The 17,363-nt window shown below is 59.2% G+C and carries 17 protein-coding genes; 12 read left to right on the top strand and 5 right to left on the bottom strand.

The window, feature by feature from the left end; all coding sequences use genetic code 11:
- The coding region (locus tag U0S50_RS17925) for a hypothetical protein (RefSeq protein ID WP_322310008.1) at positions 1–213 on the top strand (213 nt) is incomplete at its 5' end.
- A gap of 253 nt (positions 214–466) precedes the next feature.
- Positions 467–1,765 (top strand): exopolysaccharide biosynthesis polyprenyl glycosylphosphotransferase, encoded by a 1,299-nt coding sequence (locus tag U0S50_RS17930; RefSeq protein ID WP_322310009.1) that lies wholly within the window; start codon positions 467–469, stop codon positions 1,763–1,765.
- 11 nt (positions 1,766–1,776) lie between these two features.
- On the opposite strand, the gene welK is transcribed toward U0S50_RS17930, so the two are convergent.
- Entirely contained in the window at positions 1,777–2,772 is a 996-nt protein-coding gene (gene welK, locus U0S50_RS17935) for a beta-1,4-glucuronosyltransferase WelK (RefSeq protein ID WP_322310010.1), read from the bottom strand.
- 182 nt (positions 2,773–2,954) lie between these two features.
- On the opposite strand from welK, the gene U0S50_RS17940 reads away from it, so the two are divergent.
- The 8 genes from U0S50_RS17940 to U0S50_RS17975 all read left to right on the top strand — a co-directional run bounded on the left by U0S50_RS17940 (position 2,955) and on the right by U0S50_RS17975 (position 11,053).
- Positions 2,955–3,827, top strand: a complete 873-nt coding sequence (locus U0S50_RS17940) for a SurA N-terminal domain-containing protein (protein ID WP_416195014.1) — start codon at positions 2,955–2,957, stop codon at positions 3,825–3,827.
- 41 nt (positions 3,828–3,868) lie between these two features.
- A complete protein-coding gene (locus tag U0S50_RS17945; RefSeq protein WP_322310012.1) occupies positions 3,869–5,101 on the top strand; it encodes a Coenzyme F420 hydrogenase/dehydrogenase, beta subunit C-terminal domain in 1,233 nt (410 codons plus the stop codon).
- A 127-nt stretch (positions 5,102–5,228) separates the two neighbouring features.
- Entirely contained in the window at positions 5,229–6,461 is a 1,233-nt protein-coding gene (locus U0S50_RS17950; RefSeq protein ID WP_322310013.1) for a hypothetical protein, read from the top strand.
- 33 nt (positions 6,462–6,494) lie between these two features.
- Entirely contained in the window at positions 6,495–7,355 is an 861-nt protein-coding gene (locus U0S50_RS17955) for an SLBB domain-containing protein (RefSeq protein WP_322310014.1), read from the top strand.
- Between the two features lie 36 nt (positions 7,356–7,391).
- The gene (locus tag U0S50_RS17960; RefSeq protein ID WP_322310015.1) at positions 7,392–8,720 is read left to right on the top strand and encodes a chain length determinant protein; all 1,329 of its coding nucleotides are present in this window, start codon (positions 7,392–7,394) and stop codon (positions 8,718–8,720) included.
- Positions 8,721–8,776: 56 nt separating this feature from the next.
- Positions 8,777–9,475, top strand: coding sequence for a CpsD/CapB family tyrosine-protein kinase (locus U0S50_RS17965; RefSeq protein WP_322310016.1), 699 nt, complete (start codon positions 8,777–8,779; stop codon positions 9,473–9,475).
- A complete protein-coding gene (gene xrt / locus U0S50_RS17970; RefSeq protein ID WP_322310017.1) occupies positions 9,462–10,346 on the top strand; it encodes an exosortase in 885 nt (294 codons plus the stop codon). The genes U0S50_RS17965 and xrt overlap by 14 nt, the downstream gene beginning before the upstream one ends.
- Before the next feature lie 17 nt (positions 10,347–10,363).
- A complete protein-coding gene (locus tag U0S50_RS17975) occupies positions 10,364–11,053 on the top strand; it encodes an exosortase C-terminal domain/associated protein EpsI (RefSeq protein WP_322310018.1) in 690 nt (229 codons plus the stop codon).
- Positions 11,054–11,231: 178 nt separating this feature from the next.
- Here U0S50_RS17975 and U0S50_RS17980 read toward each other — a convergent pair whose 3' ends face one another.
- From U0S50_RS17980 to U0S50_RS17995, 4 genes are all read right to left on the bottom strand, one after another.
- The gene (locus U0S50_RS17980; RefSeq protein WP_322310019.1) at positions 11,232–11,753 is read right to left on the bottom strand and encodes an FxDxF family PEP-CTERM protein; all 522 of its coding nucleotides are present in this window, start codon (positions 11,751–11,753) and stop codon (positions 11,232–11,234) included.
- 172 nt (positions 11,754–11,925) lie between these two features.
- Positions 11,926–13,215 (bottom strand): ATP-binding protein, encoded by a 1,290-nt coding sequence (locus U0S50_RS17985; RefSeq protein WP_322310020.1) that lies wholly within the window; start codon positions 13,213–13,215, stop codon positions 11,926–11,928.
- Positions 13,216–13,389: 174 nt separating this feature from the next.
- On the bottom strand, positions 13,390–14,472 hold the full coding sequence (locus tag U0S50_RS17990; protein ID WP_322310021.1) for an acyltransferase: 1,083 nt from the start codon (positions 14,470–14,472) through the stop codon (positions 13,390–13,392).
- 152 nt (positions 14,473–14,624) lie between these two features.
- Positions 14,625–14,867, bottom strand: coding sequence for an XrtV sorting system accessory protein (locus U0S50_RS17995; RefSeq protein ID WP_322310022.1), 243 nt, complete (start codon positions 14,865–14,867; stop codon positions 14,625–14,627).
- A gap of 141 nt (positions 14,868–15,008) precedes the next feature.
- Here U0S50_RS17995 and U0S50_RS18000 point away from each other — a divergent pair, with 141 nt between their 5' ends.
- Both U0S50_RS18000 and U0S50_RS18005 read left to right on the top strand, forming a co-directional pair.
- Complete coding sequence (locus tag U0S50_RS18000) at positions 15,009–15,941, top strand: NosD domain-containing protein (RefSeq protein ID WP_322310023.1); 933 nt, start codon at positions 15,009–15,011, stop codon at positions 15,939–15,941.
- On the top strand, positions 15,938–17,257 hold the full coding sequence (locus tag U0S50_RS18005; protein WP_322310024.1) for a hypothetical protein: 1,320 nt from the start codon (positions 15,938–15,940) through the stop codon (positions 17,255–17,257). The genes U0S50_RS18000 and U0S50_RS18005 overlap by 4 nt, the downstream gene beginning before the upstream one ends.
- The last annotated feature ends 106 nt before the right edge of the window (positions 17,258–17,363 follow it).

The following is a 17,363-nucleotide window of genomic DNA, read 5'->3' on the forward strand; positions in this document are numbered from 1 at the left end:
CAGCAGCGGCCCGATCAGTTCCCACTCCGCATCCGACAAATCCCCGCGACCCATGACTGCTCCTCAAAAAGCAGTCTTGAATCAGAACAAGGCCGGTTTGGGAATCCCTTTTGTCAACACGGCCTAGAGCGCTTGGCATCGCGCTACTTCGGCTATCTGACACTGCTGATGGCGCTTGCATTTTTGCTTTACGCCGCCGTCAGGATTTTCTGACCTTGCCCTAGCCTGTCGTCCAGCTAGATCAGGCTGAAACCTGACCGAAAACAGGACAGTAACGCGTCGATACTCATTGAAACTTTACGATCCGGCGCTAGACCTCTGGATCGCGATCCCGCGATGATTGAGGCAAGCGGCCAGTTTCACTGTGAATGCACCTATATCCCGAAGTGGCGAGATCGAGTTTCAAGCGAGGAACCCGAGACGCATCCCGCGCTACATGTGGCGAGTCGCGACGTACGCCAGCTTAGTGGTCATCGACGTGACGGCGATCTTGCTCGGTTTTTTTGTCGCCCAGTTTATTCGCAATCCCCAATACCTGATGGCCGAGGGGCTGAACTTGAGCTTAGTGGTAGCAGTGACCTATTTGCTGTTGACCACAAACCAGAACAGCTATGCGCTCGAAACCATCCGCAATCGGTTCGAGGCCATAAGACGGCCGATCGCCGCTCTGCTGCTCGCCGCGCTGCTCGTCATCCTCTACACCTTTTTGACCAAATCGGGCGTACAGGTCTCGCGCGCCGGCTATATTGTGGCAATTCTCTTCAGTGCAGTGGGGATGATTGCCGGACGGTTGATCATCGACATGGCGATAGGCGGCGCGTTCAAGCATCGATTGACTGACGAACTGCTTATCATAGACGGCGGCATAACGCCTGCGGTCAAGGGTTTCGAAAGCCTGACGGTGATCGATGCGAAGAGAGAAGGGTTGATACCCGACGTCAACAATCCAGCCATGTTAGACAGGATCGCCAATACGATTCGCGACTTTGACCGTGTAATCGTGTCAGCTTCGCGAGACGACCAGACCCGCTGGTCGCTTGTTCTCAAGGGAACCGGCGTAATTGGCGAGATTTTGCTGCGCGAAGAAAATCGCCTGGGTGCGATAGGCGTAGGCGAACTGGCCGGGCAAGACACAATAGTGGTGTCGCGTACCCCGCTCAGTCTCAACAACCGGATCAAGAAACGGCTTTTCGACCTCGCAGTCGCAGTCCCACTGCTCATAGCGCTTAGCCCTTTGCTGATCCTCGTCGCGATTCTGATCAAGCTTGACAGCCCGGGCCCTGCGATCTTCAAGCAGCCCCGCGTCGGCCAGTCCAATTCGATGTTCCAGATTTGGAAATTCCGCAGCATGCGGCAAAACAACGAAGGCATGGATGGTTCTCAGTCGACGTTGCGCGATGATGATCGCGTGACCCGAATTGGACGTTTCATACGCGCGACGAGTATCGACGAACTGCCACAATTGATAAATGTACTGCGTGGCGAGATGAGCATTGTCGGTCCACGGCCCCATGCGCTTGGTTCGCGCGCTGGCGATCAGCTGTTCTGGCACATCAGTCCGCAGTATTGGATGCGCCACACGCTGCGACCGGGAATAACCGGCCTCGCCCAGGTTCGTGGCTTTCGCGGCGCGACACACCGAACCGAGGACCTAGAACACCGACTGCAGGCTGACCTTGAATATGTCAACGGTTGGCGTCTTTCGAGAGACATCACTATCCTGTTGGGTACGGTCCGCGTGCTGATGCACCGCGATGCCTATTGACCGTCAACGCGTCATCTGTCTCCCCCAATGACTTGGCGAAGAAAGCCGATGAGCGCTTGGGGGTCCGTCGTCGCCATCGTCGCCTTGCGGGTTTTGGCCGCGAGCAGTGCTGCGTCGAACTCGGCTTGGTTGCGCGCAACTTGAACAAGCCCGCGTTCGGCGAGAGCGCCGGCGATCTCAAGTTGGTGGTCATCATAATGTTCACGCAGTTCGAACAAGCGTGGCACCGCGATCACATGGCAGCCAGCCTGCAGCGCCGTTATGAGCGATCCAGTTCCGGCATGACAGACTACGATGTCGGCGTCCTTCAGCGTCTGGCGGATGCGGTCAAAGGTCATCGCTGCGACCGCATCAAGGCCTTCAGGCATCGCACCGCCCTCGCCGACCTGTGCGAGTACCCGCGTCGGGGTAAGGCCTCTTCGCTCAGCGCTCGCAACCATGGCCACCAGACGGTCGAACGGAAGTGTCGCGCCTACCGTGGCGAACAACAGGTCCTGTTTTTCGGGTCTTGGCTCATCGATAACACGAAATGGATCGAAGATCGGGATATCCGCCCGACCGCCGGTCGCACCCTGAGACTGCGCCACGCGGTGGTGCGCGATCGGACCGACGATCCGCGCAAAGGCGGAGGGCGCTTGCACCCTTGCAAAACTGTCTATGAGCACCAGCTTCGCTCCAAACAAGCGGCCCCACAGCATCGCGAACGCCATCGAACCGGCACCCGTCGAAAGAATGATTTGCGGTCGCTCTCGTCGGATGACGCGGAACGATTGCATTGCGTTACGCGCAGCCGCTGTGATCATCTTGAACGGGTTGCCGAGGCGCGCCTGCCCCAGTGCGACATGTTCGACAAAATAGGTCGGAAATTCGGAGTTAATCGATTGGCCAAGGGCTGTAGATTCGGTCATAAAGAAGCATTGATGCTCGGAAACGGCGGGGAGCAGGTCAAGCAGTTGGCGAATGTGTCCGCCGCCTGATGCTGCAAGACAGATTTTGAGGGAAGACATCACCGATCTTTCGTAAGGCAGGAATGGCAAGAATTGCCTTTTCTGAAACCGGCCCTGATTGCAATCTAGGGACGAGACGAAATTCGCAATAGAAAACAGAGTTGAATAATGGCCCGAGAATTTCCGGGATTTTCCTGCAAGCCGCTGCAGCGGATTATCTATCTTACAAAAGGCGACTTACTATGAAACTTCTATCGACCACATTAATTCTGTCCAGCGCCCTCGTGTTGGCCGCCTGCAACGCCGCTTCTGAGCCGACCGGACAGGTGGTCGCCACCGTAAACGGAAAGGAAATCACCTCAACTCAGCTCGATGCCGAAATGGGACCCTTACGAGCGGGTTCAACAGAAGAGCAGCAGCAGATGCGCCGCGCCGCGCTCCAGCAGATCATCAATCGCTATCTGCTGGCCGATGCCGCCGAGAAGCAGGATCTTGCCAACACGCCAACCGGCGCGATTGCCAAGCAAAAAGCCGAACAGATTGCCTATGTCACTTTGTTGCAACAGTCACTCGGCCGCAACGTACCTGCAATATCTGCAGATGAAGTGCAGCAGTTCATTCTCGATAATCCCGACCTGTTCAGCGCACGGAAAATTTTCCTCGTCGAGCAGATTGCAATCGCTTCACCCCGCGCAAACCTGATCAAGGAACTCGAACCGCTAACAACGATCGATCAGGTACAGGCTGTGCTCGCAAGATACAGCCTACCGACCCATACCTCGATGGGTGTGATTGATGCGCTCGCGATGGAGCCGGGTGCCGTCCGACAGATTGCCGCGCTGAAGCAGAACGAGATTTTCTTACTGCCGAAAGACGGCGATTTTACGGTCAACCTGATACGTGAAACCCGCGTCGAACCCGTCATCGGTGAAACCGCGACCAAGATCGCCGGCGACTTGCTGCAAAACGCCCGCACCAATCAGCAGGTCTATACGCGACTGTCGGAAATCCTCCGCGACGGCATGAAGACGGTGCGCTACAATAAGGCGCTCGACCTCTCCCCGCGCAGGGGCGAGGCACAGAAGAGCTTGGGCCCAGCTCCGGGCGCGAAGTGATCGCGACACCGCATCTGCCTTCAGAAAAGTGACAACACAAAATGCGTATTGACGATCGGTCCGCTAGATCGAAGGTAATCAACTCGGTCGTAGACGCTGAACTGTGCGCTGGATGCGGCCTTTGCGCCGGGATTAGCAGCGGGGCGATCGCGATGCGTCTCGTCGATCCCGGTTATGCGCGCCCGACAGTGATGGGCCCCGTGGCGCCAGCGATCGAAGCACGTATCGCGGCCGCCTGTCCCGGCGCGGTCGTCGCGCCGTGGACTCAAACGCATTCGCTGCATCCCTATTGGGGGCCTTATCGCCGAGTAATGACGGGACACGCGACCGACCCCGAGTTTCGGTTCGCGGGATCATCGGGTGGCCTCTTGTCCGCGCTGGCGCTCCATGCGCTAGAGAGCGGCGAAGTCGATGCGGTAGCGCATGTTCATGCCGATCCTGATCGCCCGACGCAAAACATGCTTTCGTTGTCGCGGTCTCGCGCTGAAATATTAGCGGGCGCAGGCTCGCGCTACGGCGCGACTAGTCCGCTCAGTACGATCGACGCGCTGCTGGCGCGAGATGAGCAATTGCTGTTCATCGGCAAGCCTTGCGATGTGTCCGCCTTACGCCTGCTCGGGCAGAACGATCCACGCGTGGCGCGTCGGATTCCTTTGATGTTCGCCTTTTTTTGCGGCGGCATGCCAAGTCTTAAGGGCACCGACCGCGTTATTAGCGCCATGGGCCTCGACCCTGCCGACGTGATCCGTTTCCGCTATCGCGGAAACGGGTGGCCCGGCGAGGCCCGGGCCGAAACGCGGAACGGCAAGGTAGGGACGATGAGCTATCATGATAGCTGGGGCGGCCATCTCTCAAAAGAAGTCCAGTTTCGGTGCAAGATTTGCCCTGATGCGGTTGGCGGCGTCGCCGACATCGCCTGTGCCGACGCTTGGTACGGCGGCGAAAGCGGCTATCCGATGTTCGACGAGGCCGATGGGAGAAGCCTGCTTCTGACCCGTAGTGGGGTGGGCGATCGCTTACTCGACAATGCCGTCACTGCGGGAGTCTGCGCAGTCACCGATTGTCCGATCGGGGAGGTCGATCTGATGCAACCCGGCCAAGTTCGCCGCAAGCGGGTGGTTTTTGCACGTGCAGCGGCCACTCGGGTAACTGGACAGCCCTTGCCGCGAATGCGCGGGCTGCTAGTCGGACGCGCGGCTTGGAACGCAGGGATAGGTGAGACAGCACGAAATTTTGCGGGGACGGTAAGGCGAATTATTTTGGGCCGCCGATAGCGTCATGACGTCGCTTTTCATATCAGCGGCAATCCGCTAGTCGTGCCGTTCGATGATGCGAAATGCCACGCGAACCGTCAGACCATGACACTGACAGGAATTCTGGCTATGACAGGGACCACCACCAATGCAACGCCAAGCCGCCTATCGCAATTGCATGATGCTCCTAGCTCTTCTCGGGACAGCCGCTACCGGTTTCACCGCGCCGGCATTCGCGCAGGCCGACACCGCTCCGCTCAGCGATGTCAAATTCGACGTCACGGCTGAGTATAATAGTAATGTCGCTCGTTCGGACGCGGCGCGCGCCGCCGCGCGCGGTCTCTCGCGATCAGATCAACGGATAACGCCGGGCCTGACCGTCGATCTGGCGCGCAATTTGGGCCAAACGCGTGTGTGGCTGAACGGGTCTGCTGGATATGATTTCTATCGTCGCAATTCCCAGCTCAATCGAGAACGGATCGGCCTTGAAGGCGGTATCAAGCAGCCCATCGGCCCATGCCGCGTCGATATAACAGCTGGAATCAGCCGTCGACAGTCGGATCTTGGTGACATTGCATTCGTCAACAACAGCCCATCCTTCGCTGTCAAAAATGCCGAAACGCGGCAGGAGTATCAGGGCGATATCACCTGCGGCCGCGAATATGGGCTGCGCCCGACAGGGGATGTCGGCTATGTGATAGCACGCAATAGCAATCTCATTCGTGACCGCGCCGAGTATGACGAGCTGGAGTATCAAGGCGGGCTATCTTACTCGACCCCCAATTTTGGCGATCTGACCGCTTATGCCGGACGTCGGGATATCGACCTTCTGAATCAGCCCACCGCAGGCGGCGGCGAGGTGAGCTATCACATCACAACTATCGGCGCGCGTTATCGACGCGATATCGGATCGAGGTTGGACGCTCAGTTTTCGATCGGCCGCAGCGCGATCCGCGGTGGTGGCGCGCTCGTTCCAAACAACTCAGGCCTGACTTGGGACGTCGAAGTGACCGCGCAGTTCGGGCCCCGATTGCAAGTGACCGCGTCGACTGGCCGCCAGTTCGTCAACAGCCTGTCGAGTGATGCCGCCTACCTGCGTACGCAACCTAATCTCGTCCAGCTGACATATGCGGTCAACGACCGCATGCGCCTGCAAGCCAGTTATCTCAATGAGAGAAGGTCCTATCGCTACGCGACGCCGCAAGTGGGCACGTTCATCGATCGCGAAACACGACAACTCGGCGGCGGCGGCTTCACTTATGATTTTGGGCGTCGGTGGCAGATCGGGCTCTCGGGCGGTTATGAACGGCGCAACGCGAATGGAACATTCTTCGACTATGACGGAGCATTTGCGCGTGCTACCCTGTCGTTGTCGCTTTAATCGCAACCGGCTGGCTGTTTCTTGGGGGTTATTATGAACGTCCGTGGCTTTATTTCGCTCCGCCAGTTCGTCCTGATCTCGGTGGGCTTAGCTCTTGCCTATCTGTCGCCGTTGCCTTCGGCGATCGCGCAGACTTCCCCCATGGCGCCGCCAGCAGCTGCGCCTTCGCCTCCTGCAGATCCAGGATCTCTAAGCGAAGGCTATGTTCTAGGGGTCGGCGACGTCATTGAGGTTTCTCTCGTGGGTCGGACCGATTTCCAAGCACGTGTCCAAGTTCAAGCTGACGGGACGGTGCGCCTTCCTCTGATCGGCGACATGAAGGCGGTCGATCGCACCGTGCTGCAGTTTCGTGAGGATGTGCACCGAGCTTTGATTGATGGCGGTTTCTATACATCAGCACAGGTCGCCGTCGTCGTTGCGACCTATGCAAGCCGATATGTTACGGTGCTTGGCGAAGTGGCGACACCGGGCCTTGTGCCAGTTGATCGAGCTTATCATGTGTCGGAGATTCTCGCCCGTGTCGGAGGCACACGGCCGACGAGTGCCGACGAGATAGTTATCCGGCGTGAGACTGGCGAAGAAATTACGCTTATGATCCGGGATGTAGCGACGGGGGGGGCAGAGACTGATCCCATCGTCAATCCCGGCGATAAGCTCTTTGTGGCCGCCGCGGCGCAGTACTTCATTTACGGCCAAGTCAACGCGCCAGGCAGCTATAAAGTCGAACGGAACATGAGCCTACGCATGGCGCTCGCGCGGGGCGGCGGGTTGACACAACTCGGATCTGAAAGCCGCGTTAAGGTGTTTCGCGACGGTGTCGAACTGCGCAAATTTGATCCGTCCGCGCCCATCAAGGGCGGCGACGTGATCGTGGTGGGCGAACGGTTCTTTTAGTTTTTCCTGCAAGCACGGCGTCAAAGGGATGAAGCCATGAGCGTCCAACAATTTTTCCGGATTCTGTGGGCACGCCGGGCCATTACTGCGACCTCGCTGATCGCGTGCTTAATTGGAGCGATGTTGGTGATTCAGCTCGTCCCGGCACGGTTTGAAGCCTCGTCGCGCCTAATGCTCGACATCGTGCGGCCCGATCCGGTCACCGGCGAAGCGCTATCGTCGTCCTTCGCGCGTGCCTATGTCAAGACGCAGACCGAGCTGATCAAGGATTACCGCGTTGCAGGCCGAGTCGTCGACGCTTTCGGCTGGACTGGCTCGCCCGAGCTGACCGCGCAATATCGCGCTTCGGGATCCGATCTGCCTCTACATCGATGGCTAGCGCAGCGCGTGATCGACCGCACCGATGCGAAGCTCATCGATGCCAGTAACATTATGGAAATCACGTACACTGGCGAACAGCCGGAAACCGCAGCGCGCATCGCGGACCAGCTGCGGCAGGCCTATTCGGACCAGACGATGCTCTTCAAGCAACAGGCAGCGCGGCGAAACGCCGACTGGTTCAAGCAGCAGACCGACAAGCTCAAAAGAGAGTTGGCAGATGCCGAAAAGAGTAAATCCGAGTTCGAGCGGACCAATAATATCGTGCTCCAAGAAAACGACACCGACGCCGAATCTGCGCGGCTTTCAGCGCTTGCAAGCACCGCGCCGCCACCGCCCACGATGACGGCGCCGGTCGCCGCACCGATCGCATCGCCGTCCCAGACGCAGCTGGCGCAAATCGACGCGACGATCGCGACCGCCTCGCAGACGCTCGGTCCCAATCACCCCGACCTCATCGCGATGCGCCAGCAGCGCGCGGTTATCGCCGCCAATGCTTCGCGCGAAATGGCGGCGGCGCGCGCCGCCGCCGGGAGTGGTGGACGTTTAACGGGCCCCTCAATAGGGGCGATGTTCAACGCCCAGCAGCAAAAAGTGCTCTCGCAGCGTGGCCAGGTCGCCGAAGCCCGCCAACTGATGGTCAATGTGCGGGTCGCTCGCGAGGAACTCGAGCGCACCGCAACGCGCGCTTCGCAGCTCGATCAGCAAGCCGAATCGGATGAGACGGGGCTGACCTTCCTCGGCAACGCCGTTGCGCCACAGACCGCGAGCTTCCCTAAGCGGCTGCCGGTGCTTGCGGGCGCCCTCGCGCTCGGCCTCGCGTTCGGCATCCTTACGTCGCTGATAATTGAACTGCTGTTTCGCCGTGTGCGCGCAATTGACGATATCTATATTGAAGGTGTCCCCGTGCTAGGCATGATGGCGGGATCGCTTCCTGCGCCGAAGCGTAACCTGACTCGTCTTTTGCCGGGCTCGGGAAGCGGTTGAGTTGCCTTTCTTTCCGGCCCGGACCTCCTTTCCTTGACTATCCAAGAAGCAACCCCATGATCTATGAACAGCCAACGAGCGCCGACCCCAAGTCGACTGCTGCAAAGAACGGCCGGTTCGGCTTCAGCGAAAAGCTCGTCGTCCTGCACGATCCGCACTCGCTCGAGGTCGAGTCGATCGCGTCACTACGCAATCAGCTGGTCGGCAAGCATCTGCAGGACGGCAAGCGGTCGCTGGCGATCTGTGGCGCGACCGCGGGGGTCGGTGTGACGTTTGTTGCCTCCAATCTGGCGGTCGCGATGGCGCAGGCCGGCGTGCACACGCTGCTGCTCGACTGCAATCTTCGCGAGCCTTCGCTAGATGAATACTTCCTGTCCGAAGAGCCTATGCGCGGTCTATCGGATTATCTTGCGAGCGACCAAGATTCGGAGCTCGCGCTTATCAATCCTGATGTCATTCCCAATCTATCTATCATGTTCTCCGGATCGCCGACCGAACAGGCGCAGCGCCTGCTTTCGAAGACCCGATTCCAGACGCTGATCGAGAATTGCGTCCGCAGCTTCGACCTCACAATTGTAGATTGTCCTCCGGCGAGCAGTAGCGCCGATACGCGGCGCATCGCCGCGCTGGTCCGCCATGCGCTCGTCATAGCGCGCAAGGATCACAGCTATTTGTCAGATATGCGGCGGCTGATCACTGATTTGCAGACCGATCGAGCCAATGTAATCGGCTCATTCCTCAATGTCGTTGACTAGGACGGCCATCCCGACAGAAGCACCAGCCGTTAGCCGGGAGCCCATTTCCTGGCCTCTGATCGCTGGGGTGCTACTCATCGGTATCCCGACGGTCATCACGCTGGCGCAGCAAAGCTGGTCGACCGAGGCGGGCTCGCACGGACCGATCGTTCTTGCGACCGGTGCTTGGCTGATCTGGCATCGGGGTCTGCTACGGGAACCACTGGCCGGCATCGCTCGTCTTTCGTGGCTCGCGTTCCTGCTGCTCGGGCTTGCTCTCGCAAGCTGGATATTCGGGCGCGCTTACGATCTTCTGTTGCTCGAAGGTGGCGGACTATATGGCGCGGTGATGGCGATTATCGCGTTGCGGATCGGATGGAAGCGAATCTTCTCAAACCTTTTCCCCTTCACCTATATGGCTTTTCTTGTCCCAATCCCTGGATGGGTGCTTGATTATGTAACGGCGCCACTGCAGCAGCTGGTATCGATTGCCTCCTCGTCGCTACTTTCAATGCTCGGCTATCCGGTGTTCCGCGAGGGCGTCGTCATCACTGTGGCGCAATATCAACTGCTTGTCGAAGAGGCGTGTGCAGGCATGAACAGCCTGATGGGGCTTATGTCGATCAGCATGTTCTATATCTATCTGCTGCATCGGGCTAGCTGGAGGCATGCAGCGCTTCTTGCGCTGTGCATCATTCCGATTGCGGTCGCGGTGAACATCTTTCGCGTGTCAATACTCATCCTGCTGACCTATCATTTTGGTGATGCCGTGGCACAGGGTTTCATGCACGCGACGACAGGCATGGTTCTCTTTGGGGTCGCTCTCGCGCTGATGGTGTCGGCCGACAAGCTACTGCGACTGCTGCTTGGCTCCGCGCAGGTGCGCGCATGAGCTTTAGGCGACGTGACATGCTGATTGCTTTCGCTTGTGCGGGCTCATTCGCGACCGCCGAATGGTTGCGCCCGCGTGAACACCGGCTGCTACTGTCGCCGGGCAAGACGCTCGCGTCGATCATTCCTGAGACCTTCGGGAGCTGGCACCAAGACCCGAATGGCAGCATCGTTCTGCCGCCAACCGAGGGAACGCTCGCGGGCCGACTTTATGACGAGATGCTGGTGCGCAGCTATGCTGACGGATCGGGCCAATCTCCCATCATGATGCTCGCCACCTATGGCAAGGAACAAAGCGACGGACTGCAACTGCATCGGCCCGAAAGCTGCTATCCAGCTGTCGGTTTTGCGATTGTTGGGCGCACGCTCGGAGCACTTCAACTCGGTCGGGATGTCTCGCTTCCAGTCGTGCGGTTGACGGCACGCCTCGGAGAGCGCGTGGAGGATATCGTCTACTGGACCCGACTCGGTGATGCGCTTCCACGCACCGCGGGCGAGCAGCGCCGTGTTCGTCTTGAAACGGCTATAGCAGGCTACATCGGCGATGGGGTCCTCGTTCGCGCCTCAGCGGTCCGCACCAACGGCCGTCCCGAGTTTACCCGGATCGACGCGCTGCTGACCGCAATGCTGTCCGCAGTATCGTCCGGCTCGCGGCAAGCGCTAATAGGAACCGGGCGCGCTGCGAATCTCGTACGTCAGGCACCGTAAACCGGCCCACGTTGCGGATATCGGCGCCATCATACGCCCGCATTCGGCCGCAATGACGAAATATCAGCTGGTCACAGCGCTGCGCGCGCTTTTCCGTCTGCTCGTCCGCCTGCTCATCTCAGGCAAAAAAAGGCCCACTCCTTTCGGGGCGGGCCTTTCTTTTTAAAACTAGCTTTCCTCAGGCGTAAGCGACGCGAGCAATCTGCTTCGAACGACGACGAAGGCCAGCGCCGACAAGGCCAAAGCCGAGGAACATCATAGCCCAAGTCATCGGCTCGGGAACTCCACCAAGCGAAGCCGTACCGGTGTAAAAACCGTCAGGCCCCGACGAACCGCGAACCGTGATGGTATGCGTCCCGGCTGCAAGCACCGTGGTGATGTCGCGGATTTCCGGGTTTCCAACGCTAGTGTTGGTGAACTTGATGTTGTCGAGTCGAACCCCGTTCGACAGGAAATTTACGTTATCCACCGGAAAGTTAACCGCGTTCGAGAAAATCTGACCAACGAACGTGCGGGCATAGGGCAGAACGAAGGTATAGGTATCGAAGAACGTCCCCGTACCAACCGTCGGATCGGAATTGCCGAACGTGCAGCTCGTGGTCGAGCAAGAAATAACCGGAGCCGCAGCGGCCGGAACCGCGGCGAAGCCAAGACCGATTGCAGAAGCGAATGCCGCTGCCTTAAGTGTGGTTTTATACATATAATCGCTCCGCCTGTTGCGTCAAACCTTGGGGTCGGAATACCCGACCGACTCGCAAACCCGTTTATAGTTGATTCTCACTGCCCCGATTTCCGCCGCGGCGCAATAACATTTTGTAAACCATTCGCATTGGCAACCCACTAGCGTCTCTATCTGGGACAGAGTGGGGGCATCACAGCTTGCGTAAGGAATTGTCGGCCAACCAGATGTAAGAAGACACGCCATCTTCGACGAATTGCCAACGCTCAAGCGGATCCTCATCGATAGGACGCACTAACTTCATCAGCGCCGTACGCTCAACGGACAACCTCGCGATCAACTCAGGCGTGGTAATCAGCCCATCATTCTCGATCGCATCGACAGCGCAGGCCCAGAGCAGGCTGTCTCGATCCCGCGCACTTTCGTCACGCAAGCTGTGTATCACCAACGGCGATAGCCGACTAAGAATATCCACTGCGGCGCGATCGGTCGCGACGCCGAGATGGTCCTCGTCTACTTCTGATGCCTGCTGCTCAATGGCCGCAATCGCGGCATGCTGGCCGATCAATGCGGCAAGATAGGGTAGGCCCGCGGACACTCTCGCAAGTGCCTCAACAGCGGCGGGTCGAAAGGCTGGGCCGCCATTTTTGCAGGCGATCGCCACCATGTCGCGAATTTCGTCCTCGCCCATATTGGGAACTGCGATACCGACAATATTGCGTCGGATCGATGGAATGTGAGCGATAAGGTCAGTGAGGTTCGAAGCGACACCCGCGATCATGATCTGAACGCGTATTGAGCGGTCTGACAGATTCTTGATCAACTCAGCGATCGAAGCGCGGAAGCGCGGCGATTCGGCGCGATCAAATTCGTCGAGCATGATCAGAACTCGTGTCCCAGAAATGCCCTCGAACACTTCGGTCAGCTGCGACGCGGTGAAGTCGCCCGCCGGCAGCCGGTCGGCGAGAGTTCCACCGCGCTCAACATCCTCGTCACCCGGATCGAGCGAACCATCGTAGAGAAGACGAATCTGGCTCGCCACCGAGCGGAATGTCTCGGAAAACTCGCTTTGCTCGCCACAGGAAGTAAAATGGACGATATAGCGCGCACCCTTCGCCAGTTCCGCGACCACGCGCATCAACGAGGTCTTGCCGATCCCGCGATCCCCATAGATGATGACGTGAAGTTGCTGATCCTCGATCGCACGAATAACGCGGTCAAGCAGCGCGCTGCGCCCAGCAAACCGCTCCAAAGAAGATACGGGCTGCGAGGGAGTGAATGCCTGCGCCGGAACATGTCGCGTGCGCGCCGCCCCGCCACGCGCGGTTAGCCGCTCAAGCGCTGTCGCATTGACCGCGAACCCCGGCCGCCCGACAGCTGGCGGTGGGAACGGATCGATTTCGATGGGTTCGCGCGGCCCTTCGTCATAGCCCGCCCAGGGGTCTTCCCGCCTGCGGGAGAAAATTCGCGTGAACCAGTTCATTCTACGTCGCTTTTCTGATGCTGCCCGCCAAGGCCGGGCATGAAAGACTATGAGCGTTCGCCCGGATGATCGCTCTGGTCATGCACCTGCGCTGGCCAGCTACGAATGTCGACCTTTTATCGGCTTGCACCAACATGCCTACCCTGTTTGTAGCCGCGACCATAGCACAGAGCCTCATCGCAGCCCGCCTTCGCGGCGCGGCGCGGTTAGCCTGTCGAGATGGCGCGCGAGAGGCCGCTCCACCCGATCGTGAAAAATCGCCGCAGCCAGTACGCCCGCTGTAACAAGCAGCACATGACCCGCGCCCCAGCGCAATGCTTCGGCGGGCAGAAAGGGCAAGAGATGCTGGACCACAGCATTTACAGGCGTGTGTATTAGATAAAGCGCATAGGACATGCCGCCCAGCCGGACCATCCATGCCGGCGGAGCGACTGCCCTCTCCGCCGCCAGCAGGCCGTATACGACGAAAGCGAATAGTAATCCAAGCGCGAGCGTGCCGAACGCAGCCGGCGCGGAAACATAATCGGCAAAGGACACTCGCGCCGCGCCCGATTGGCGAAGTAGATAAAGCGACAACGCCAGCAGGCACAGCGCGACGAACAGCGGGCCAAGCGAAGGCCTGAATGCGAATGTTCGGTAGAGGAAGGCGACACCCATGCCGATCATGAAATCGAGCACATAGGCCGAGAGGAAAAAGGACGCCCGTCCCGTAAGCCCGTGACCCGAATAGATCAACGCCATCTGGACAATCACGGCAAGCGACCAGATCGCAAAGGCGGTCAACCCAAAACGCGGCTGGAACATGAAGATTGCGAACACCGCGTAGAAGAGGAGTTCGAAACGAAGCGTCCACACTACCAGCGGCAGCGTGGGCTCGAGCGAAGGATAAGGCAGCATCGAGCGCGTGAAGGTCGCAGCGTCCGGCGGCTCTCCCACGACGACGCGCAGCAGCGCCCAGCCGGCGACGATAAGCCAAAGCGTCGGAAAGATGCGCAGCGCACGCCGCCGCAGATAATCTTTTGTCGCCGCGGCGCCGCGCGTGCCCCCCGCATGCGCAACATAGATAATGAAACCCGAAATTACGAAGAAGAAGTCAACGCCGTGCTCAAAAACCCCAAGCCCCGGATAGAAGGGGCCGCCCATATGTCGTGAGCTCGCATTCGCATGGAAGATAGCTACCGCGAGCGCGGCAGCCCCCCGCCCCACTTCAATCAGCCTCAGCTTATCTCCACCGGATTTTTTAGGATGCGATGGCACGCGGGACGTTCCTTCCCTCAGAATCTCTTTACCCAGACTTTTTCGCGCCCTTCCACGAGATCGGGGGGCTGTGCCGTCTCAATCCGCCCCGATGCGCACAATCTCTGATGGCGGGGTCACGAAGTGCCGTTCGTGGAAGCCCTGCTGCTTCGTCAGGCGCCCGGCATGCGGACGTGGAGCACGCGGATCAAGTACGCTCCGACCGCAATCAGTACCGCCACCGCCGGCACGACATAGCCTTCATTGCCGAGATAATTGGCGAACGCGCAGCCGACGGCAGGAGGCAGATATTGCCAGATGGTGTCGGGCGGTTCATCCATCGACGATCTCTGAAGGAAGAGGACCACCATTCCAGCGAAAATGATGACGGTGACCCAATCGAAAGGCGTTTCCATATTGTACCGTAACCCACCCGCTCGCCGACCTTGGCGAGCGTGCGGTAATACAAAAACTTGCCTTTTGCCACGGGATTTACCAAAGCTTCGGCACGTCGCGGCCAGCGGATCAGCCGAGGGCGAAGCGGCGCCGGAGTGATCATGCGCCACCTCATCGTAATCGTCTGCTTGCTTCCCTTGCTGACCTCCTGCTCGGCAGAGGCGCTGCAGAATGTCGATATGGACCGGCAGATTGCGTCCGCTCGAGGCGGCGAGACGATTGTTTTGCCCGCCGGCATGACCGGCGTCCTTACAATCCGCCGCAAAACTTTCAGCCCCGCGATCACAATCGACGCCGGGGCAGCAACGCTGACCGGAATCGTACTTGACCAAGCAAACGGGGTCACGGTCAAGGGCGGCACGATCATCGGACCGGGGGGACGTAGCTATGGTGTATCGATCCGCTCCTCTGAGAATATCCGGATAGCCGACATGCAGATCACTGGGGCGCATCGCGGCGTCGTGGTCAATGAGAGTCATGGCATCACACTAACCGGACTAAATCTCGTCGGGCTGATTTCGGACGGCATCAACATCGCGCTGTCGCGCAAAATCCTGATTGAACGCAATCGCTGCCGGGATTTCCGGCCAAACATTGCGACCTTCGATGCCAGTGGCAAACGCATCCGCGACGGTGATCATCCCGATTGCATCCAAGCTTGGTCGCGGCCCACTGCGCCGCCGGTTTCCGACGTCAGCGTCATCGGCAACGACATGGATGGAGCGATGCAGGGTATATTCTTCGGAAATCACGTACGCGGCGGTATCGACGACGGAGGCTTCGACCGGATCGTCATCAAGGATAATGTCGTTCGCGTAAGCTACCCGCATGCAATCGCATTGATCGATGTGCGTGGTGCCACGATAACAGGCAATCGCATTTCGACCGTCCCCGGGGCGGTGCAGCCAAACCAGCCCCACCGCCCCGTCGTCGCCCGCATGAACCTCAGGGGATCGGATATAAAGGCCTGCGACAATAGCGTCCAACGCGTCGGTAGAGAACCGCAAAATCCAGGGACGTCTCGCTGCCGATGACAGATCGCGGACTCGCTGCCCGACTGGTAGGGCTGGCGCGGAATCATTTTCAGTCAGTCATGGCGCTGGCAATCCGCGGCCTGTCGGTGCTCGCGGGTTTTGCCCTGTCTTTCGTCATTGGACATCGCTTTGGCCCCGAAGCTAACGGCACCTATGCGTTGATCACCCAGTCAGCGATGTTTCTGTCGGTGGTGGCAGTCGGCGGCCTCGATCTTGCGGTGGTGCGCCAGTTTTCGAGCGTGATCGCGAAGCGCCAACAGCTGTCGGCCTCCACGCTACTTCGCGTCGTGGGTCTGTCGATAGGCTTTGCGACGGCGATAATTGCCGCACTGCTTGCCGGGGGCCCTGCAACACTGCATTGGGCGGTCGGCGGTATATTGCCCGCGGGCGGCCTTCTCATTCTGTGCATCCTTCTCTGGTCGCGTGCGATGACGCGTATTGGCAGCGCGGTGCTCCGCTCGCAGAAGCGCTATATCCTTGGTCAGTCGGTCGAGGTGCTGATGATACCAACGCTTGTGCTCGGCGTGATCGCAGCGGGATGGGTCCATAGTATCGGCTCGATCCTGTGGGTCACTGCGGCCGTATCTGCGGCGGTCGCGATCGGCGGCCTCATGGCGAGCCTCGACGGAACAAGCCGCGCTGCTGCGGCCACACCACTGCCGATCCGTCCGATGATACGCATCGCGCTGCCGTTGTGGGGCGTCGCGATCGCGCTCAATATTGCCGACTGGTACGGGCTCGTCGTGGTAGCTAATACTGCGGGTTTACATGACGCAGGCCTCTACCGGATCGCGATGCAGTTTGGCACAAGCCTCGCGATCGTCTCGATGGGTCTGTTCAGCGTTTATTCGCCGCAGATCAGCGCAGCTTGGGCGAGCGAAGATCTTGCCGGGGTTGCGCGGCTGGGGCGGACCGCTACGCGACTGTCGACTTTGTTCACATTGCCTCCCGCGCTTCTCATGCTCGGCATCGCCGAGCCGCTGCTCGGACTAATTGGAAGCGAATTTATTGCCGCCGCGCCAATGCTGCGCATAGTCGTCCTCGGACAGATGATCTATACGATCACGGGTCCTGCCGGCCTTGTGCTTGCAATGACCGGTCACGAACGGGTAAATTTCGCGATCACGATCACGAGCACCCTGTCGCTCATCCTCTTTGCGCCGTTGATCGCGCAGTCCTTCGGCGCCGCGGGGGTTGCGACCTGCGTCGCGCTATTTCTCGTCGGCCGCAATCTTGCCAGTCTCTACTTTGTTAACCGACTCTGCGGCATCAACCCACTGACGGGATCGGTGCGGCCGCAGAAGATGAACCACTAACCCACTGATTGCGAGTTCTCGCGCGACAGGCACGATCGTCCGCTACGCCGGAGCACCAGACTGATCTTAGGGCTCGACAGGCGAGCCCGCCCATATCCCCACCGAA

The sequence above is a fragment of the Sphingopyxis sp. genome (assembly GCF_034380315.1).
Lineage (GTDB): Bacteria > Pseudomonadota > Alphaproteobacteria > Sphingomonadales > Sphingomonadaceae > Sphingopyxis.